This window comes from Amycolatopsis orientalis DSM 43388, from assembly GCF_000411975.1.
Lineage (GTDB): Bacteria > Actinomycetota > Actinomycetes > Mycobacteriales > Pseudonocardiaceae > Amycolatopsis > Amycolatopsis orientalis_D.
Window position 1 is genome coordinate 84776 of the sequence record NZ_ASXG01000015.1, and the last position, 20064, is coordinate 104839.

A 20064-nucleotide genomic window follows, 5' to 3' on the forward strand; every position below is an offset into this window, starting at 1 on the left:
CTTCCTCGGCTGCGGCATGTCGATCGGGCATGCCGATCCGGACGAGCCCCGGCCAGCGATTCCGCGGGCAAAGCTGACGGAGGCGGTCACCTTCCGGTCGGGAGTGCCGGTGCCGGTCCGCACCGGCACTCCCGAGACGCTCAGTCGAACAGCGCCGGAAGGGTCTTCTCCCAGGTCTCCCGCAGTTCCTCGAGGGTGAACTCGGTGATGCCCTGGATCTCCAGCGTGCCGGAATCCGGGTCGACGACGCCGGTCTTGCGCCACGGAAGGCCGCGCGCGGTGCACATCTCGGTGAACCGCAGCTCTTCCGTGCGCGGGACCGCCACCAGCACGCGGCCGGACGACTCGGAGAACAGCTGCACGAACGGGTCCTGGTCGCGGTCGAGGAACACCCGGGCCCCGCACTGTCCGATCAGGACGGTTTCGGCGAGGGCCTGGGCGAGACCGCCGTCGGCGAGGTCGTGCGCGGCGGAGATCATGCCGTCGCGCGAACCGGCCACCAGGATCTCGGCCAGCAGCTTCTCACGGGCCAGGTCCACCTTCGGCGGAACGCCGCCGAGGTGCCCGTGCAGTTCGCGGGCCCAGGCCGAACCGTCCAGCTCGTCGTGCGTCTCGCCGAGCAGCAGCAGGGTCTCGCCGGCTTCCGCGCCGATGCCGGTCGGGATGCGGCGGGTGACGTCGTCGATCACGCCGAGCACCGCGATCACCGGGGTCGGCAGGATCGCCGTGTCGCCGGTCTGGTTGAAGAAGCTGACGTTGCCGCCGGTGACCGGGATGCCCAGCTCGACGCACGCGTCCGCGAGACCGTGCACGGCCTGCTCGAACTGCCACATCACGCCCGGGTCGGTCGGGGCGCCGAAGTTGAGGCAGTCGGACACCGCGACCGGGGTCGCACCGCCGGTGGCGACGTTCCGGTACGCCTCGGCCAGCGCGAGCTGCGCGCCGCGGTACGGGTCGAGGTAGACAAACTTCGCGTTGCAGTCGGTGGACACCGAGACGCCGCGGTTGCTCTCCTCGTCGATCCGGATCATGCCCGAGTCGGACGGCTGGGCGAGCACCGAATTGCCGCGCACGTAGCGGTCGTACTGCGAGGTCACCCATTCCTTCGACGCCTGGTTCGGCGACGCGATGAGCTTCAGGAAGTCCGCGCGCAATTCCTCGGGCGTCGACGGACGCGGCAGCTTCGCGGAGGTGTCGGCGATCAGGCCGTCCTGGAACGCGGGGCGCTCGATCGGGCGGTCGTACACCGGGCCCTGGTGCGCGACGGTGTGCGCGGGCACGTCGACCACGATCTCGTCGTTCCAGGTGATGACGAGGTGCTCGCCGTCGGTGACCTCGCCGATGTCAGTGGCGATGACGTCCCACTTGGCGCAGACGGCCATGAACGCCTCGACGTTCTCCGGCGCGACGACCGCGCACATGCGCTCCTGCGATTCGCTGGAGAGCACCTCGGCGGGCGTCATCCCGGTGGCGCGCAACGGAACCCGGTCGAGGTAGATGTGCATGCCGCCGTCGCCCGCCGCGGCCAGCTCGGACGTCGCGCAGGACAGCCCGGCCCCGCCGAGGTCCTGGATGCCGACGACCAGGTTCTCCCGGAACAGGTCGAGGCAGCACTCGATGAGCACCTTCTCGGTGAACGGGTCGCCGACCTGCACGCTGGGCAGCTTCCGCCGCCCGGACGCGGATTCGTCGCCGGAGAAGGTGTCGCTGGCGAGCACGGACACGCCGCCGATGCCGTCGAGACCGGTGCGCGCGCCGAACAGGATGATCTTGTTGCCCGCCCCGGACGCGAACGCCAGGTGCAGGTCCTCGGTGCGCATCGCGCCCACGCACAGCGCGTTGACCAGCGGGTTGCTCGCATACGACGGGTCGAAGACCAGCTCGCCGCCGATGTTCGGCAGGCCGAGGCAGTTGCCGTAGCCGCCGACGCCGGCGACCACGCCGGGCAGCACGCGCTTGGTGTCCGGCGCGTCGGCCGGGCCGAAACGCAGCGCGTCCTGCACCGCGAGCGGGCGCGCGCCCATCGCCATGATGTCGCGCACGATGCCGCCGACGCCGGTGGCCGCGCCCTGGTACGGCTCCACATAGGACGGGTGGTTGTGGCTTTCCACCTTGAAGGTGACCGCCCAGCCGTCGCCGATGTCGACGACGCCCGCGTTCTCGCCGATGCCGGCCAGCATCTTGGCCTTCATCTCGTCGGTGGCGGTCTCGCCGAAGTAGCGCAGGTGCTTCTTCGAGGACTTGTAGGAGCAGTGCTCGCTCCACATCACCGAGTACATCGCGAGCTCGGCGTCGGTGGGCCGGCGGCCGAGGATTTCCCGGATCCGCGCGTACTCGTCTTCGGCGAGGCCGAGTTCGACGTACGGCTGGCTCGTTTCCGGGGTCGCCGCGGCCACTGCGGTGGTGTCAACTGTGCTGGTCACGGTATCCGTGTCAGGGTTCGCCACAGTCCCCAGACTACGTGTCGGCCGGGTCACACCCGCAGCCGCCCGGCCCTGCTCGCGCGGGGATAAATCAGTCGCGCCGGACAGTCCCGGCGGCTTAGCGTCAGTGATCGTGCTTTCCGCCACGTACCGCTTCCCTGACATCCGGCTCCCGGAACGTCCGACGCCGGTCCGGTATCTGCTGGCGGTCCTGCGCGCGCGGCCGGGGCTGGTGCTCGCCGCGATCGTCACCGGGGCCGGCTGGTCGCTGCCGAGCGCCCTGCTGCCGCTGGTGATCGGCCGGGGCGTCGGGGCGATCGCCGCCGGCGACTCGTCCGCGCTGGGGCGCTGGGCGCTGGTCGCGGGCGTGCTCGGCGTGACGCAGGCGCTGCTCGGCACCGGACTGCACTTCGCCTCCTACGGCCTGTGGATGCACGGCGCGGGCACCACGCAACGCCTGGTCACCGACCACACGACCCGGCTCGGCGCGTCCCTGCGCGACGCGACCAGCACGGGCAACGTCGTCGCGGTCACGTCGTCGGACATGAACTGGATCGGCAACGCGTTCGAGGTCGTCGGCCGCACGTTCGGGTCGGTCGTGGCGTTCGTGGTGATCGGCGTCGCGATGCTCGGCACGTCGCCGGTGCTGGGCACGGTCGCGCTGGTCGGCGTCCCGCTCGCGGTGCTCGGCATCGGCCCGCTGCTCGCGCCGCTGCAGAAGCGGAAAACCGCGCAGCGGGAGAATCTGAGCGATGTCAACGCACTCGGCGCGGACATCGTGTCCGGGTTGCGGATCCTGCGCGGCGTCGGCGGCGAACGGCGGTTCCTCGCCCGGTTCCGCGAGGCAAGCCAGCTGGTGCGGCGCTCCGGCGTCGAGGTCGGGCGCAGCGAATCCTGGCTCGCCGCCGCGGAGGTGCTGCTGCCGGGGCTGGTCACGGTGGCGATCACCTGGCTGGGCGCGCGGCTCGCCCTCGACGGCACGATCGGCGTCGGCGAACTGGTGGCGTTCTACGGCCTTTCGGCGTTCCTGGTGGTGCCGGTCAGCACGGCGACCGAGCAGGTCAGTTCGTTCAGTTCGGCGCTGGTCGCGGCGCGCAAGGTGTGCGGGCTGCTGGCCCTGCGGCCGAAGCTCGCCGAGCCGGTTTCGCCGCAGCCGCTGCCGGACGGTCCGCTGGAGCTGGTGGACACCGCCAGCGGCATCCGGATCACGCCGGGAAAGCTGACCGTGGTCGATCTCGGCGCCGAGGCGGAGGCGATCGCCGCCCGGATGAGCCGGTTCGCCGACGCGGACGAGGGCGAGCAGGTGCTGCTCGGCGGGGTGCCCGCGAATCGCGTCGCGCTCGCCGAACTGCGCCGCCGAGTGGTGTACGCGCACAACCAGGACCTGTGGTTTTCCGGGGTGCTGCGCGATCAGCTGACGCCGGAGCACCCGCGCGAGGTCGACATCTTCGCGGCGCTGCACGCGGCGGACGCCGAGGACATCATCGAGGCCCTGCCGCGCGGCGTCGACGAGCTGATCGGCGAACGCGGGCGCGAGGTGTCCGGCGGGCAGCGGCAGCGGCTGAGCCTCGCCCGCGCGCTGGCGATGGACTCCGACGTGCTGCTGCTCGACGAGCCGACCTCGGCGGTCGACGCGCACACCGAGGCCCGGATCACCCAGCGCACCAAGGAATTGCGCGCCGGAAGGACCACGGTGGTGTTCAGCCAGAGTCCACTGTGGAGGAACGTGGCCGACGAGGTCGTGCACGGAAAGGCAGTGACGGTATGACGACGCGGCTCCCGCTGGCGTCGAAACGCGAGGTACGGCGCTGGGCCAAACGCGTGGCGGTGGAGCACCGGCGCGAGTTTTCCGTGATGCTCGGGCTGTTCTGCCTGGCCACGGTGATCGGGCTGGCCGGGCCCCAGCTGCTCGGCCGGCTCGTGGACGGCGTGGTCGAACACGGTCCGACGCTGCGGGTCGATCTGCTGGCCGTGGCGTTCGTGGTGGTGCTCGTGCTGCAGGCGTGGGCGAGGAAGGCGGCCCGGCTGCGCGGCCGGATGTTCGGCGAGCGCGTGCTGGCGCAGACCCGCGAACGGTTCGTCAAGAACGCGCTCGGCCTGCCGCTCGGCACCGTCGAGGCGGCCGGCACCGGCGACCTGCTCAGCCGGGCGACCAGCGACATCAACCGGCTGGACGTCGCGGTGCGGTTCGCCGCGCCGGAAATCCTGATCGCCGCGGTGACGGTGCTGTTCACGACCATCGCGATGATCGTGACCTCGCCGCTGCTCGCGCTGGCCCTGCTCGTGGCGATTCCGGTCCTGGTGCCGGTGAACATCTGGTACCAGCGGAAGATCCCGACCGCGTTCGCGTGGATGCTCGACCGCTGGGGCGACCTGCAGTCGATCACCCACGAGACCGTGGAGGGCGCGCGGACCGCGGAGGCGCTCAGCCTCACCGAGCGCCGCGTGCGCGCTGGGCACCACGCGCTCGACCAGGCGACGCTCGGGGAACGCCGGATGCGGGCACTGCAGATGCGCTGGCTGCCGTCGCTCGAGATCAGCTACGTGCTGCCGATCGCCGCGCTCCTGCTGCTCGGTTTGTTCGCGTACAGCCAGGGCTGGGCCGGGCTCGGCACGATCACGACCATGCTGGCGTACGCGCAGGCGATGACCGCTCCGCTCAGCGAGGCGATGTTCTGGCTGGAGGACCTGCAGGTCGCGGTGGCCGCGACGCGGCGGATCATCGGCGTGCAGCCGACCGAGGCGGCGGGCAAGGTCACCGCCGTGCCGCGCGGGCGCGACATCGAGGTGCGCGACGTCCGCTTCGGCTACACCGCCGACCGCGAGGTGCTGCACGGCATCAGCCTGAGCGTGCCGCGCGGCGAACGGCTGGCGATCGTCGGGCCGTCGGGTGCGGGCAAGTCGACGCTGGGCAGGCTGCTGGCCGGGATCTCGGCGCCGACCGCGGGTTCGATCCGGGTCGGCGGCACCGAGGTGGCGACGCTCGCGGACGACGTGCTGCGCGGCGAGGTGCTGCTGCTGACGCAGGAGCACCACACGTTTTCCGGAACGCTGCGGGAAAATCTGGCGCTGCCCGCCAAGCGCGGCGGCGGGGACTGGACCGACGACGAACTGATGGCCGCGCTCGCGTCGGCCGGTGCGGCGGAGTGGGCGGCCGGACTGCCGGACGGGCTGGACACCAAGCTGGGTTCGGGCGCGTACGCGGTCCCAGCCGGCCTCGCGCAGCAACTCGCGCTGGCCCGGGTCGTCCTGGCCGACCCGCACACGCTGGTGCTGGACGAGGCGACGTCACTGCTGGACACCGGTTCGGCGCGCGAGCTGGAACGGTCGCTGAACTCGGTGCTCGAAGGCCGCACGGTGATCGCGATCGCGCACCGGCTGCACACGGCCGCGGCGGCGGACCGGGTCGCGGTGGTCGAGGGCGGCCGGATCACCGAACTCGGCCCGCACCAGGACCTGATCGCGGCTGGCGGTCCGTACTCGCGGCTGGTCGAAGCGGCGAGCTGAAGCGGAATGTCTGCCTTGGGTCCAGCGTTGGCCACAAGCGGATCCTGATCTTCCTAGCCTGGGGGTGACGCCGGATGGCGGTCATGACGGTGGACGAACGAGAGAAATTCCTCGCCGAGGCGCGCGTGGGCGTGCTGTCCATCGGCCGGGAAGGCGCGGCTCCGCTCGCCGTGCCGGTCTGGTACGACTACGAGCCCGGCGGCGAACTGCTGATCTGGATGGACCGCGGATCGGCGAAGGACCGCGCGATCGAGGCGGCGGGCCAGCTGAGCCTCACGGTGCAGCAGGAAACCCAGCCGTACAAGTACGTCACGGTGTCCGGTCCGGTCGTTGACCGGTCCTCGGCTCCGACGTACGAGCAGGCGCTCGCCATCGCCTCCCGGTACGCGCCGGAGGCCGAGGCGCGCAAGTTCGTCGAGGGTTCGCTCAAGGAGACCTCGGTATTGGTGCGGGTGCGCACCGAACGCTGGCTCTCCAGCGACCACAGCAAGTAACGCGAAAGGGGCCGTCGTCGGAGACGACAAATCCGGCGCGGTGAAAGCTGTGGCGCAACTTTGGAGGAATCGGATTTCCGTGCCACGGACCTGACTGGGACACCGCGATCGCGTGGCCGGGCACCGTGCCGCTGGTGAGCGCAAGCGGTACCACGATCGCCGCGATCACCACGGCTGCCAGAAATGCCGAACTAACGATGAGCGTGCAGCGCCAAGGACTCCGGCAACGACTTGTACGTCGCCGTTTCCGTCGATCCCGCGACCGGAAAAACCAAGCAGCACAACGAGTTCGTGAAGAGCCAGTCCTACCTCACGATGGCGTTGGTGAGCGCGTCGCCGCTGGTCGCCTACCTCAGCGATGCGTCGAAAGGGCTATACGAAACTCTCGACGACTCGCTCGAACCGGTTTCCACCATCGAGGCCGGAGACGCGTTCAACGGCTTCATGGGCGACGACGGATTCGGCTACAGCCTGAGCGGGATCTCGAACGGCACGTCACATCGGCGTTCGCGAGCTCTCGTCACGGGCACCACGATGATCGCGCTGACAAGCCCGCAGAAGCCCAATCGCCTCGCCGCGTTCGACCTCCGCACCGGCGCCAAACGCTGGGAAGCCCCGGCACCCGGCGGCGGCATTGTCGCGGCACCGCTCGCGGTGGACCACGGCCAGGTGATCGCCGTGGTCTCCGCGGCCAGGACAGTCCTGATCAGCACATCGTCAAGTTCTCGCTGGACACCGGAGCGGTGACCCCCGTGCGCACGGTCTCGCTCACGGGTTCCGGCGATCGCCGCTTGGCATCGTCCCAGCGCAAGTCCGTGAAGGGAACTGAGCGGCTCGTTCCCTTCACGGATGCGGGCGCCTCAGGCCTTCACGAGCGCGTCGACCGCGCTGTAGAACAGGCCGAGGCCGTCGTCGGACGGGCCGGTGAGCGCGTCGATCGCGTGCTCCGGGTGCGGCATGAGACCGACCACGCGGCCGTTCTCGCTGGTGACGCCCGCGATGTCGTTGCGGGAGCCGTTCGGGTTGCCGCCGACGTAGCGGAACGCCACCCGGCCCTCCGCCTCCAGCATGTCCAAAGTGGACTGTTCGGCGACGTAGCAGCCGTCGTTGTTCTTGAGCGGAATCAGGATTTCCGCGCCGGCCTCGTAGCGGGTGGTCCACGCGGTGGTGTTGTTGTCCACGCGCAGCCACTGGTCGCGGCACACGAAGTGCAGGCCGACGTTGCGGATCATCGCGCCGGGGAGCAGACCGGCCTCGCACAGGATCTGGAAGCCGTTGCAGATGCCGAGCACCGGCATGCCCTTGCGGGCCGCGTCGATGACCGAGGACATCACCGGCGCGTAGCGGGCGATCACGCCGGCGCGCAGGTAGTCGCCGTAGGAGAAGCCGCCGGGGACGACGACCGCGTCGACGCCCTTCAGGTCCTCGTCGGCGTGCCAGAGCGAAACCGCCTCGGCCTCGGCGTAGCGGACCGCGCGGGCGGCGTCGCCGTCGTCGAGCGTGCCGGGGAAGGTGATGACGCCGATGCGGGCGCTCACGCGTCCACCCGCCGGATCGTCCACTGCTCGATCACCGGGTTGGCGAGGAAGCCCTCGGCCATCTTGGCCAGCGTCTCGTCATCGACGTCGTCGTCGACCTCGAGTTCGAAGTGCCGCCCCTGGCGCACGTCGGCGACCCCGGAGAAGCCCAGCCGCGGCAGCGCGCGCGCCACCGCCTGGCCCTGCGGGTCGAGGATCTCGGGTTTGGGCATGACGTCGACAACGACTCGAGCCACGGCTGGCTGCTCCTTATTTCTGCAGGTCGTGGGTGCGGTTGAAGCGTACTTCACTAGCCTGACCGGGAGACAGACCGGTATCGAGGGGGAGACGTGAACCACCCGCCGCAAGGCCCGTATCCGCAGCCGCAAGGCCCGTACCCGCAGCACGGTCCTTTTCCGCCGCGCGGACCGCAGCAGGGCCAGTTCCAGCAGCCGTACCCGCCGCAGTTCGGCCAGTACCCGCCGCCGAAGAAGAAGTCGAAGGCCGGGTTGTGGATCTCGCTCGGCGCGGCGGTCGTGGTGCTCGGCGGCGCGGTCGCGTTCACCGGCTGGGTGACGCCGGGGTTCTTCAAGGAGAAGCTGGACACGACGTCGCAGGGGACGCCGGAGCAGCTGGCCCAGTCGGTCGCGAACTCGATCACCGAGCAGACCGGGCTGAACCAGCTGTGGTGCAAGATCCGGTCGAAGCGGTCCTACGCCGCCGAGGAGATGTTCCGCGGCGCGAAGGGCGACGCGAAGGTCAGCAGGCCGGTGCATCCGATCGGCCCGCAGGAGCGCGCGGCCACGATCACCGTGAACAACCTCGCCTACGGCATCGCGATCATCCCGGACGGCAAGGGCTGGTGCGTGCGCGACGTCAAGATGGACGGCGAACCGGCCCCGCTGGCCAGCCTGTCGACCGAGCCGAAACCGCGCCCCGCGGTGAAGGACGGCACGGACGCCGCGATGAAGTTCGTCGACGCGGTCAACGCGCGCGACATCCCGGCGGCGCTGTCGGTGATGTGCCGGGACGCGCCGGACACCACCCGCGACGGCACCCAGCAGTGGATCTACGGCGAAACGAAGCTGGCCGTGCGCAAGACGGACGTGCTGACTACCGCGGGCCGGACCATCGTGCACGTCGACGCCAAACTCGACGGCGTCGCCAAGGAGGGTCGCGTGGAAACGGACGACCGCGCGGTCGACGGCGCGTGCGTCACCTCCTTCGACCCCACTTCTGACTGATCGGTTTTCCGGGGACTTGCGCGTAGCGTGACCTGCGCCATGATGTGTCGTTGACAGGGTGTCAACACCAGCGGGAGGCAGCGTGCCAGAGCAGGACTCCTTCGACTACGTGATCGTCGGCGCGGGCAGCGCGGGCTGCGTGCTGGCGAACCGGCTGAGCGAGGACCCGTCCGCGCGGGTGCTGCTGCTCGAAGCGGGCGGCGAGGACACCGCGGACGAGATCCGGATCCCGGCGGCGTTCGCGTCGCTGTTCAAGACGAAATGGGACTGGAACTACGAGACCGTCGAGCAGAAGCACACCGGCAAGAAGGAGTACTGGCCGCGCGGCCGGATGCTCGGCGGCTGCTCGTCGATCAACGCGATGATCTACATTCGCGGCAACCGCGCCGACTACGACGGCTGGCGCGATGCGCACGGAGCCACCGGCTGGGGCTGGGACGACGTGCTGCCGTACTTCAAGCGCGCCGAGGGCAACCAGCGCTTCGGCGGTCCGCTGCACGGCACGGACGGCCCGCTGCACGTCGAGGACCGGCGGTTCACGCACGAGCTGTCGCACGCGTGGGTGGACAGCGCGGTCGCGTGGGGGCTCAAGCACACCGACGACTTCAACGGCGAGTCGCAGGAAGGGGCCGGGCTCTACCAGGTCACCTGCAAGCGCGGCCGCCGCTGGTCCACCGCGGACGCTTACCTGCGGCCCGCGTTGTCCCGGCCGAACCTGACAGTGCGGACGAACGCGCAGGTCACCCGGGTGGTCTTCGAGGGAACCCGCGCGGTCGGAGTGTCGTATCTGGACAAGGGCGTGCCGACGACGGTCCGGGCCGACGCGGAAGTGCTGCTGTCCGGAGGGGCGATCAACTCGCCGCAACTGCTGATGCTGTCCGGCGTCGGACCGGCCGAGCACCTGCGGGAACTGGGCATCGACGTGGTCGCCGCGCTCCCCGGGGTCGGCGACAATCTGCACGATCACCCGGCGGTCGGCGTGATCTGGTCGACGAAGGGCACCACCGACATCGCGGACTCCGCGACGCCGGCCGGGCTGATGCGCTACCAGCTGACCAAACGCGGCCCGCTCGCGTCGAACATCGGCGAGGCGGGCGCGTTCTACTCGACCCGCGATGGGCTGGCCGCGCCGGACATGCAGATCCACGTGGCCCCGACGTTGTTCTACGACAACGGACTGCGCGAACCGACGTGCCCCGGTTTCACGTCGGCGGCCACCCTGGTCGACGTCGCGAGCCGCGGGCGGTTGCGGCTGAAGTCGGCGAATCCGTTGTGGAAGCCGGAAATCGACCCGGCTTACTACGCGGAGTCGATCGATCTGGAGACGGTGAAGTCGGCGCTGCGGTCGCTGATCGAGATCGGCCGGTCGGGTCCGTTGGCGAAGTTCCTGGACCGGCCGTTCCTGCCGGCGACGCATGACCTGTCGGACGAGGCGCTGACCGACCATGTCCGAGAGAACACGCAGACGCTGTATCACCCGGTCGGCACGTGCGCGATGGGCAGCGGCGAGCACGCGGTGGTCGACCCGGACCTGAAGGTGCGCGGGGTTTCGGGCCTGCGGGTGGTGGACGCTTCGGTGATGCCGGTGGTGCCGCGCGGCAATACCAACGCGCCGACGATCATGGTGGCGGAGAAGGCGGCGGACCTGATCCGGGCTCGATGAGCGCTCTGTCGGAGTGGCGGGATCTCCTCGCCGCCTGGGCGATTCCGGACACTGTGCACCCTCCGGAATCGCCCTGGGTCCTTCCGCGCGAGGTGTTCCTGCGGCGGGCCGACCGGCAGATCGCCGCGCCGATCGGGGCGACGCATCGGCTGGCCGCCGAGGCGTTGCGGGAACCTGGGACGGTGCTCGACATCGGCGCGGCGGCCGGGGCGGCGAGCCTGCCTCTGGTCGGCCGGTCGAACGTCACCGCGGTGACCGCGGTGGACAGCGACGGCGAGCTGCTCGCGGCGTTCGCCGAGCGGGCCGCGGGCGTGGCGCATCGGCTGTTGCTCGGCCGGTGGCCCGACCTCGCCGACGAAGCTGGGGTGGCGGACGTTGTCGTGTGCGGGAACGTGGTCTACAACGTCCCCGACCTGGCTCCGTTCGCCGCGGCGCTCACTGCGGCGGCGCGGCGGCGGGTGGTCGTCGAGACGGCCGCGCGGCATCCGTTGACTGAGCTGAATCCGTTGTGGCAACGGTTTCACGGCATCGAACGCCCGGCTGGACCGACTGCCGAGGACTGTCTCGCGGCGCTCGCCGAAGCGGGGATCGAGCCGGAGGTCGTGGAGTGGCGGCGGCCGCCGGAACCGGAGTACGCGGAGTTCTCGACCATGGTCGACGTCGTGCGGCGGCGGTTGTGTTTGCCTGCCGACGCGGCCGGGGAGGTCGAGCGAGCGTTGCGGGAAATGGGCGTCGACCCGGAAATGCCGCCCGACCTCGGGTCATCCGGACGGGATCTGGTGACCTTGGCGTGGGAAGGATCCGCTTAACCCGGGCGGGCGGGTGTTTTGCCTGAGGGTGCTGGCAACCAGTTGCCAGGCAAGGAAACCGAGGGCGAGGATGACATAAGAATCGCCGACTAGGTGCTGCCAAGGGTCCCACGCGAGTTCTCGCATCCCGCTGGAGGGCACGAAGGTGTGCGGCGCGGCGATGAAGACAGCGGCACCCGCGACCAAGGCCACGGCGGCGCAGCGCGTACGGACGCGAGAGGCGAGGACCAGCGTCGCCGGAACCACCCAAACCCAGTGGTGCGACCAGGAAATCGGGGACAGCAGGAGCACGGCGGCCGCGTTGACGACGAAGGCGAGCGAACCGTCCACCCGCCGCATGACGAGCACTGCGGCGACCAGGACGAACGCGGACAGGGTCACCCACAGCAGGTCGTAGGCGTCGGGCCGCAGGGCGAGGCGGTTGAGCGCGCCTTCGATGGTCTGGTTGGTCGCGTAGGGCGAGCCGCTGAAACCGTCGGCGCTGGTGAGGCCGCCGCCGAAGAAGTACTCGGCAGACGCGCGCGGGGCGATCAGAAAGCCGAGCAAGGTCGCCCCGGCACCAGTGAGCAGGACGTTGCGCGCGGCGCGGAAATCCTTGGTGAGCAAGAAGAACAACAGGAAACCCGCGGGCGTCACCTTGATCGCGGCGGCCAGGCCGACGAGCACCCCGCGCGGCCACCGCGTACTGGGGGCGAGGCAATCGACGGCGACCAGAGCCATCAGGACGAGGTTGATCTGTCCAAAGCCGACAGTGGAGCGCACCGGCTCGAAGGCAAAGGCCACCACGGTGAACGCGGAGGCGGCGACAACTGCGGTCCGGCGGTTCCAGCCTCGCCACAGGCGGCGGATCGTGGTGTACAAGACGGCCCAGAGCGACGCGACGGAGAGGACGTCGAGCAGGACTGTCGCGACGGAGAGCGGCGGGAACGCCAAGGCGGAGAAGAGAAGCGCGGCGAACGGCGGGTAGATGAACGGCAGCATGGAACCTGCCGTCGTGGTGGGGAGCGCGCCGTAAAGATCGCCACCGCGGGCCACGGTGTCCGCGCCGAAACGGTAGACCTGCAGGTCAACCGGCGGAAAACTGCTGACCGCGGCCGCTATCCCCAGGACAAGCACTGTCGCGGCGACGGCGAATAACCAGGCGGGCTTCCGCCCTGCCTTTTCCTGCAACCACATACGGGCGGCGATTGTAGCGGCTGCCCCTGAGCCAGCCGGTTTGTCGACATTTCGCCGTTTTGTCAGACCCCGTCGCTACTGTCGCGCCCATGAGCATTTCCCGCTACTACCAGGCGAGCCGGACGACCGCGCTCACTCCGACCGAGATCTGCCGTGCCGCGCATCGTCGCCGAGCATCAGTCGGCTTTCCCATACCGGACAAGGAAAGCCCCTTCCTCTACGAGGGCAGCATCGAACCGGACTCGATCGTGGCCGGGTCCACCGCGATGCCGCTCGGGCTGGACCGGGTGATGCCCATGCTCGAACAGGTGCTGGGCTCGGTGCCCGAATGGCGCCGCACTCTCCCGGGCGCGGAATGGCAGGTGCACCTAGACGATTTCGACCTGCCGTGGGACGAGAGCGAGGGGTACTTCCTGCCCGCGTAAAGCGGCTAGCCGACTCGCCGCAGCGCGTCCCGCGTGAGGTCGGCCAGGGTCGGATAGCCGTCGACAGCCATGATCAAGTCAGCTTCCGCGAGCAAGGTACGCAGAACATGGACCACGCCGTCCTCGCCAGCCAACGACAAACCCCACGCGTAGGGCCGGCCGACGCCCACCGCGGTCGCGCCCAACGCCAGCGCCTTGACCACGTCGGCTCCGGAGCGGACGCCGGAGTCGAACAGCACCGGGGTGCCGTTGGCGGCGTCGACCACTTCGGCCAGGCAGTCCAGCGCTGGGAGGCCGCCGTTGGCCTGCCGTCCGCCGTGGTTCGAGCAGTAGATCCCGTCGACCCCGCCGTCGATCGCGCGGCGGGCGTCATCAGGATGCTGGATGCCTTTGACCAGCAGCGGAAGCTTCGTCAGCGACCGCAGCCAGGGCAGGTCCGCCCAGGTCAGCGGGTTGCCGAAAAGCTGCGCCCACAACCCGATGGCGGCCGCCGGGTCGTCCTCCGGGGCCTTGCCGAGCCGTTCCCGGAACACCGGATCGGTGAAGTAGTTGGCCAGGCAATGCCCGCGCAGCTGTGGGAAATTCGCGGTCGACAGGTCGCGCGGCCGCCAGCCGGTGACCCAGGTGTCGAGCGTGACGACGATGCCGCGGAAGCCCGCCGCCTCGGCGCGCTGCACGAGCGAGGCGGCGACGTCCCGGTCAGTCGGCGTGTAGAGCTGGAAAAAGCCCGGGGTGTCGCCCAGTTCCGGGACGAGCGTTTCCACCGGGTCGACGCTGAGCGTCGAAGCGACCATCGGCACGCCCGTTCGGGCGCTGGCCCGCGCGGTCGCGAGGTCGCCGTGGCCGTCCTGCGCGCACAGGCCGATCACCCCGACCGGCGCGAGGAACAGCGGCGACGGCAGCTTTATCCCGAACAGATCCACCGACAGGTCGCGATCTTTCGCGCCGACGAACATCCGCGGGACCAGGCCCCAGCGCTCGAACGCCTCGACGTTCGCGCGCTGGGTCCGCTCGTCGCCCGCGCCACCGGCCACATAGGACAGCACGGACGGCGGAAGGGCGTGTGCCGCCCGCGCTTCCAGCTCCGCGTATGCCATCGGCAGGTCCGGAACGCGGCCGGACAATCCGGCGAAGTAGATCTCGTGCTGGAAATCGCCGAAGCCGGGCAACAGTTCTCCTCAGCGCTTGCCGTGCAGGACGGTGATCAGCTTGGCGACCAGTGCGTCCGTGGATTCCTTGCGGGAGAAGGACGTGAGCGTGAGCGGCGCGGTGAACCGCTGCCGGGCCACGGCCTTCGGGCGGGCGAACTCGCGCAGCCCCTCCGGGCCGTGGATCCGGCCGAAGCCGGAGTCCCCGACGCCGCCGAAGGGCAGCGACGCGATGCCGGCGAACGAAAGCGGCGCGTTCACCGCGGTCATGCCCGCGCGCAGCCGCGCCGCGAGTTCGGCACCGCGCGCCCGCGAGAACACCGTGGACCCGAGGCCGTATTTGGTCGCGTTGGCCTTCTCGACCGCTTCGTCCATGTCGCGAACCTTCGCGATGGTCACCGTCGGCCCGAACGTCTCCTCGCGCACCGCCTCGGAGTCCTCCGGCACATCGACCAGCACGGTCGGCTGGACGTAGCGGTCGCCGACGCTCTCCACACCGCCGACCAGCGCTTTCCCGCCGCGCTTCAGCGCGTCCTCGATGTGCTGGCGGATCACCGAGAGCTGCGACGGCATGGTGATCGGGCCGTACTGCGCGTCCTCGTCCGAGCCGGCGCGCACGTTCTTCGCCTTCTCCACGACCCGCGCGACGAACTCGTCGGCCACCCGTTCGTGCACGTAGACGCGCTCGACGCCGATGCAGGTCTGGCCGGAGTTGGAGAACGCGCCCCAGACGGTGGCATCGGCCGCCGCGTCGAGGTCCGCGTCCGCGTCGACCAGCAGCGCGTCCTTGCCGCCCGCCTCGATCACCACCGGGGTCAGGGTGTTCGCGGCGGCGGCCATGATCCTCTTGCCGGTGGCCGTGGAGCCGGTGAACGCGATCTTGTCCACGCCGGAGCCGACCAGCGCGGCGCCGGTCTCGCCGAACCCGGTGATCAGCTGCAGCACCGGCTGCTCGGGCACGACCTCGGCGAAGGCGTCCACCAGCCATTTCCCGACGCCGGGCGTGTACTCGCTCGGCTTGAAGACGACGGCGTTGCCCGCGGCCAGCGCGTACGCGATGGAGCCGAGCGGGGTGAACACCGGGTAGTTCCAGGGCCCGATCACGCCGACGACGCCGAGCGGGAGGTACTCGACGGTCGCGGCCTGGTTGGCCATCAGGAGGCCGGACGAGCGGCGGTGCTTGCCGAGCACCTTGCGGGCGTTCTTCGCCGCCCACGCGATGTGCTCGATCGCCAGCACGCTTTCGAGCTGGGCGTCCGCGATCGGCTTGCCGGTCTCGTCGCGCACGACCTGGCACAGCTGCGGGAGCCGCCGGGTGAGCACGCCCTTCCAGCGCTGCAGCCGCTCCGCGCGGCCGGCGAAGCCGAGGCCGTCCCACCAGCGCGCAGCCGCCCTCGCCCGCTCGACAGCGGCGTTGACCTGCTCGGCCGTGTGCACCGGATAGGTGCCGACGACCTCGTCGGTGGCCGGGCTGAGCGAATCGAACGTCTCGCCGACGGGCGTCGGCTTCGGCTGGACCGCGGTCATCGGCGTCTCCCCGTCTCGGTGAACCCCCAGGCTACGAGGTTGCTGACACTCTGCCAACAGTTGCCCGGGCTTCCCGCCAGCATGGCATCCAAGACACGGGGGCGGGAAGTCCTCCGACCGGGAGTCCTCGCTGGACGCCCGGGCGAAGGCGGACTGAAGCGTAGGCTTGAGCCGACCAATCTGGTAAGGAGAAAACCTGATGCGGATCGTCCATTTCGGACATTCCTGCGTGCTGCTCGAGACCGCCGCGGAGCGGATTCTGCTCGACCCGGGCACGTTCTCCACCGGCTTCGAGGCCGAGCGGGAACTGTCCGCGGTGCTGATCACCCACCAGCACTTCGACCACCTCGACGTCGAGCGGCTGCCTGCCCTGCTGAAGGCGAATCCGGACGCGAAGCTGATCGTCGACCCGGGCTCGGCCGAGGCGATCGAGAAGCTGCACCTGGAGTTCGAGGTCGCGCGGCCCGGCGACGCGTTCGAGTTCGGCGGCACCTCGGTGTCGGTCGTCGGGGGCGAGCACGCGGTGATCCACGCCGACATCCCGGTGATCCCGAACATCGGCTACCTCGTCGATCACGGCGCGTTCTACCACCCGGGCGACTCGTTCTTCGTGCCCGAGCAGAACGTCGACGTGCTCGGCCTGCCCACCGGGGCCCCGTGGCTGAAGGCGGGCGAAGCGGTGGACTTCCTGCGTGCGGTCGCGCCGCGCCGTTCGGTGCCGATCCACGAGGCGGTGCTGGCCAACCCGGCGATGCACTACGGGCTGTTCCAGAACCTCGCGCCGGAGGGCACCGACGTGAAGGTGCTGGAACGAGGCGTCGCGACGGAGGTCTAGGCGGGAGCGGTGTGACGCAGGGAGCCGTAGGTGCTCCCGAAAGCCCGGTTTTCGAGGGCGACGTCCACCGCGTCCAGCAACGCCTGCCGCAAGCCGGGGCGGCTGAGGTCAGCGGCGTCAATGCCAAGCCGCACCAGCCCGCCTCGGCGCGCGGCCCGCGCGGAGGCCAGGACGAGCGCGAAGCAGCGGACGGTCTCCGTGCGGTGCGACTGACTCGTGAAGTCCTGCACCCGCGCGCGCCGGATCTCGCCGGTCACCAAGTCTCGGACGGCGTTTTGGTCAGCGCACAGCGTGAAGCCGTGCTCGCGCAACGCCTGGACGGTGCCGGGCGACGCGAGCCAGCGTGGCGGCGCGAAGCCGTCGACAGTCACGCCAGTCGCGTCGAGAGCCGCCTTCGCGGCGATGAGCCGGAGCCGCGCTTCGTGCGCGGGGAGCGCGGCGAACTCGGCCTTGCGTCCCAGGTGCACGGCGCGATGCGTCGGCGGGATGCGGTGATCGTAGCCGTGGAGCAGCACCGAGTCGCCCGCCGCGGCACGCGTCCGGACCCAGGCCGTGACCGGCCCGTCCTCGGTGCGCGCGACATGCAGAATCGACAGCGGGACGTGCCGACGTTCGAGTTCGGCCGCCAGATGCGCACAACGGTGCAGCGTGCGCGTGGTGACCCCGGACAGCGAGACCAGCAGGCGAGCATCCACGCCACCATTGCGCCGCAGCCGTGTGGCGACCGCCTGACCGCTCCGTGAACTGCGAGTGAGACTTACGCGGCGGACAGTCACCGACGAGCGGGTTATCCGGTTTTGCGGCAATGCCAGAGGAGCATCGACGGCACGTCCTTCGCCGCGGCGGCCAGCGCGTCCGGGACCAGACCGTTGAGCGACCATGGCCAGAGATCCCACCGCCCGCCTCCCGGGACGTGCTGTGGTTTGGCCGGGATCGGTGTCGGCTCCTCGCACCTCACCGGCGCGAGACCGGCGGCGAGAAACGCGCGCAGGTAGTCGCCGACGCGATGGTGATTCGTGCGCACTCGCGCCGGAGCTCCGTCAGCAGTGCGTACGGATGGGATCGATCCGCGCTGGACCTGCTCGGGATGCACGTCGGAGAGGACGAGGTGTCCGCCCGGCGCGAGGACGCGGGCGAACTCCGCGATGACCGGCGTCAGGTCCGGCACGTGCGACAGCGCGAGCCCGCAGAGCACGACGTCCTTCGAACCGTCGTCGACCGGGAGTTCGTGCAGGTCGGCGACCTGGGTCGAGTCAGCCTTGGCGTGGCTGAGCATCTCGGGCGAACCATCGACGGCGACGACGTGGTGCCCACGCTCGGCCAGGAGGCGGGTGAGCCGCCCCGTGCCGCAGGCGGCGTCGAGCGCCCGGCCAGGCGGGATGTCGTCGAGGAACGCCGCGAGGTGGGGCTCGTCAGCGAAGGCAGCGTTGTCGCCGGAGTCGTACGCCGCAGCCCAACGGGCGTACCCGTCTCTCGGCGCGAGCTGGGTTACTTCCACGCCATTGGCCAGGTCTTCGTCGGCCAACAGGGTGCGGATCTCGGCCAGGCGCGCTTCGACGAACTCGCGATCGTGCTCGCCAGTGAACGCACGGAGCAGCGCCGCTCCTTCGATCCCGATGAGGTAGGCAAGGGGATGCTCGTAACTCACCCTTGTGGACGCTAACCGGGCAAATGCCGCAGGGCCACCGATTTTTCGGAGTCAGCCTGCGCGCCCTGGCCCGGTGGCGACGGAATTACGCGCTGCACCAGGCTTGGCCCGGTCCGAGATCGTGCTGTCCGCGGGCTCGGTTGCGCCCGCCTTCTTGGCCAGGGAATCCCGCGTTTCGGCCGCGGGGTTAAACCTCGAGGAATCCTCCGTACCGCTGGCGTTTCTCTTCCGGTATCCGCAGCATTTCCGACTTCCCTTGCCGAGGAACAGGTTCGCGACCTGCCGCAGGACGCCGGAGTGCTGGCCCTGCGAACACCCCGCCCGCCGCGGTGCTGACCGGCGCCGGACGGGTCACGTTTCTCGACTGGGTTCAGCGGCTCACGGATTGACCGGTTTGGCCGCCTCCACGAGCCGCCGCACCGCGACCGCGACCCGCCCGCGCAGGTCGGGATCGATGAGGGCCCCGTTCTCGACGGCCTGGCGAGGAATGGGGATCCGCGCACACGCTTCGTCGACGATGCGGGTGCCCGCGTAGGTGAGCGTCTTGCGGAGAGACGCGCGCGCGTCCGCACCCCCGGTCGGCGCGGCGACCGAAGACGCGTTGATCCACGCGACGGGTTTGCCGCACATCTCGCCGCCGCCGATGGTCCAGTCGAGCAGGTTCTTGAAGGAACCGGGCAGGCCGCCGGCGTACTCCGGGGTGCAGAACAGGACGCCGTCCGCCGCCCCGATCGCCGCCCGCAACGCCCCGACCTCAGCGGGCAACGGTTCCCGGTCGTGGTCCGGGTTGAAGTGCGGCAGCGCGCCGAGGCCACCGTACACAGTGGACGCCGTGAACCCGGCCGCGGTCGCGATGACAGCCGCGTTGACCGAACCGGCCCGCAGGCTGCCGCTGATGAGCAGAAGCACGAAGCCCAGTGTGCCAGGGCGGGCGTCGCCGCCGGGCCGGGTTTGTCCCGGGGTCGCCTGACTTTCACCCGCTGCTACCGCCCGAACGCGATGGCCGCACGACCAGCCGCCGACGCTTCCCGAGCCGCACCGGACCGACCTGGGCGGTCAATGGGTGAATCGGGGACGGTCCAGCGAAGTGCGGACGCCGGAGCGACCCATGCCGAGCGACCAGGCCCACTCCGCAGCTCGCGCGGGCCGCCCAGCGCGGCATACGCGTCAACGCCCAGCCACACCGCAACGAGACCGGGCGGTCGATGGTGAATCAGGGCACCCGGCGGAGCGCGGACTCCGGAGCGACCCGCGCCGAGCGACCCGGCCCACGCCGCAGCTCGCGCGGGCCGCCCAGCACCGCATACGCGTCAACGCCCAGCCACACCGCAACGAGACCGGGCGGTCGATGGTGAATCAGGGCACCCCAGCGGAGCGCGAACACCGCAGCGACCCACGCCGAGTGACCGCGCCAGAGCTCACGCGGGCCGCCCAGCGCGGCGCACCCGTCAACGCCCAGCCGCACAGCAACGAGACCGCACCGAGACCGACCGGTCCACGGCGAATCGCGACACCCCAGCGAAGCGCGGACACCGCAGCGACCCACGCCGAGCGACCGCGCCCACTCCAAAGCTCACGCGGGCCGCCCAGCACGGCGCACCCGTCAACGCCCAACCGCACGGCAACGATGCCCCACCCGGGCCGACCG

The 20064-nt window shown here is 70.4% G+C and carries 18 protein-coding genes; 9 read left to right on the forward strand and 9 right to left on the reverse strand.

What is annotated here, in order from left to right; all coding sequences use genetic code 11:
* Window positions 1–140 precede the first annotated feature (140 nt).
* The gene (gene purL / locus L942_RS01905) at window positions 141–2423 is read right to left on the reverse strand and encodes a phosphoribosylformylglycinamidine synthase subunit PurL (RefSeq protein ID WP_106964772.1); all 2283 of its coding nucleotides are present in this window, start codon (window positions 2421–2423) and stop codon (window positions 141–143) included.
* Window positions 2424–2556: 133 nt separating this feature from the next.
* Between purL and L942_RS01910 the strand changes: the two genes are divergently transcribed.
* From L942_RS01910 to L942_RS01925, 4 genes are all read left to right on the forward strand, one after another.
* Window positions 2557–4191: an ABC transporter ATP-binding protein gene (locus L942_RS01910; RefSeq protein WP_037354387.1), complete on the forward strand. Its 1635-nt coding sequence runs from the start codon at window positions 2557–2559 to the stop codon at window positions 4189–4191.
* Window positions 4188–5930, forward strand: coding sequence for an ABC transporter ATP-binding protein (locus L942_RS01915; protein WP_037354025.1), 1743 nt, complete (start codon window positions 4188–4190; stop codon window positions 5928–5930). The genes L942_RS01910 and L942_RS01915 overlap by 4 nt, the downstream gene beginning before the upstream one ends.
* Before the next feature lie 74 nt (window positions 5931–6004).
* Window positions 6005–6424: a pyridoxamine 5'-phosphate oxidase family protein gene (locus L942_RS01920; protein WP_037354027.1), complete on the forward strand. Its 420-nt coding sequence runs from the start codon at window positions 6005–6007 to the stop codon at window positions 6422–6424.
* Between the two features lie 231 nt (window positions 6425–6655).
* Window positions 6656–7171 carry a hypothetical protein gene (locus L942_RS01925; protein WP_037354029.1) on the forward strand — a complete coding sequence of 172 codons (516 nt, stop codon included), beginning with the start codon at window positions 6656–6658 and terminating at the stop codon, window positions 7169–7171.
* 113 nt (window positions 7172–7284) lie between these two features.
* Here the strand turns inward: L942_RS01925 and purQ are convergent, their stop codons facing one another.
* Both purQ and purS read right to left on the reverse strand, forming a co-directional pair.
* Window positions 7285–7962, reverse strand: a complete 678-nt coding sequence (gene purQ / locus L942_RS01930) for a phosphoribosylformylglycinamidine synthase subunit PurQ (protein ID WP_037354032.1) — start codon at window positions 7960–7962, stop codon at window positions 7285–7287.
* Entirely contained in the window at window positions 7959–8198 is a 240-nt protein-coding gene (gene purS / locus L942_RS01935; RefSeq protein WP_009084798.1) for a phosphoribosylformylglycinamidine synthase subunit PurS, read from the reverse strand. The genes purQ and purS overlap by 4 nt, the downstream gene beginning before the upstream one ends.
* Before the next feature lie 93 nt (window positions 8199–8291).
* Here purS and L942_RS01940 point away from each other — a divergent pair, with 93 nt between their 5' ends.
* From L942_RS01940 to L942_RS01950, 3 genes are all read left to right on the forward strand, one after another.
* On the forward strand, window positions 8292–9185 hold the full coding sequence (locus L942_RS01940) for a hypothetical protein (RefSeq protein WP_037354037.1): 894 nt from the start codon (window positions 8292–8294) through the stop codon (window positions 9183–9185).
* A gap of 82 nt (window positions 9186–9267) precedes the next feature.
* Complete coding sequence (locus L942_RS01945; protein WP_037354040.1) at window positions 9268–10848, forward strand: GMC family oxidoreductase; 1581 nt, start codon at window positions 9268–9270, stop codon at window positions 10846–10848.
* Window positions 10845–11657 carry a class I SAM-dependent methyltransferase gene (locus L942_RS01950; protein WP_037354042.1) on the forward strand — a complete coding sequence of 271 codons (813 nt, stop codon included), beginning with the start codon at window positions 10845–10847 and terminating at the stop codon, window positions 11655–11657. Before L942_RS01945 ends, L942_RS01950 begins: the two co-directional genes overlap by 4 nt.
* On the opposite strand, the gene L942_RS01955 is transcribed toward L942_RS01950, so the two are convergent.
* Window positions 11610–12833, reverse strand: coding sequence for a glycosyltransferase 87 family protein (locus tag L942_RS01955; protein WP_081654906.1), 1224 nt, complete (start codon window positions 12831–12833; stop codon window positions 11610–11612). The two genes, L942_RS01950 and L942_RS01955, sit on opposite strands and share 48 nt — an antisense overlap.
* A gap of 89 nt (window positions 12834–12922) precedes the next feature.
* Here L942_RS01955 and L942_RS01960 point away from each other — a divergent pair, with 89 nt between their 5' ends.
* Entirely contained in the window at window positions 12923–13258 is a 336-nt protein-coding gene (locus L942_RS01960) for a hypothetical protein (RefSeq protein ID WP_037354045.1), read from the forward strand.
* A gap of 5 nt (window positions 13259–13263) precedes the next feature.
* Here L942_RS01960 and L942_RS01965 read toward each other — a convergent pair whose 3' ends face one another.
* Together L942_RS01965 and L942_RS01970 are read right to left on the reverse strand one after the other, a co-directional pair.
* Complete coding sequence (locus L942_RS01965; RefSeq protein ID WP_037354048.1) at window positions 13264–14427, reverse strand: lactate 2-monooxygenase; 1164 nt, start codon at window positions 14425–14427, stop codon at window positions 13264–13266.
* 9 nt (window positions 14428–14436) lie between these two features.
* The gene (locus L942_RS01970) at window positions 14437–15933 is read right to left on the reverse strand and encodes an aldehyde dehydrogenase family protein (protein WP_037354050.1); all 1497 of its coding nucleotides are present in this window, start codon (window positions 15931–15933) and stop codon (window positions 14437–14439) included.
* Window positions 15934–16132: 199 nt separating this feature from the next.
* Here L942_RS01970 and L942_RS01975 point away from each other — a divergent pair, with 199 nt between their 5' ends.
* On the forward strand, window positions 16133–16768 hold the full coding sequence (locus L942_RS01975) for an MBL fold metallo-hydrolase (RefSeq protein WP_037354053.1): 636 nt from the start codon (window positions 16133–16135) through the stop codon (window positions 16766–16768).
* Here the strand turns inward: L942_RS01975 and L942_RS01980 are convergent.
* The 3 genes from L942_RS01980 to L942_RS01990 all read right to left on the reverse strand — a co-directional run bounded on the left by L942_RS01980 (window position 16765) and on the right by L942_RS01990 (window position 19319).
* On the reverse strand, window positions 16765–17463 hold the full coding sequence (locus L942_RS01980; protein WP_200862674.1) for a DUF2334 domain-containing protein: 699 nt from the start codon (window positions 17461–17463) through the stop codon (window positions 16765–16767). The two genes, L942_RS01975 and L942_RS01980, sit on opposite strands and share 4 nt — an antisense overlap.
* 92 nt (window positions 17464–17555) lie before the next feature.
* Window positions 17556–18416, reverse strand: coding sequence for a class I SAM-dependent methyltransferase (locus L942_RS01985; RefSeq protein ID WP_037354054.1), 861 nt, complete (start codon window positions 18414–18416; stop codon window positions 17556–17558).
* Between the two features lie 378 nt (window positions 18417–18794).
* On the reverse strand, window positions 18795–19319 hold the full coding sequence (locus L942_RS01990; RefSeq protein ID WP_440201291.1) for an NADPH-dependent FMN reductase: 525 nt from the start codon (window positions 19317–19319) through the stop codon (window positions 18795–18797).
* Window positions 19320–20064 lie beyond the last annotated feature (745 nt).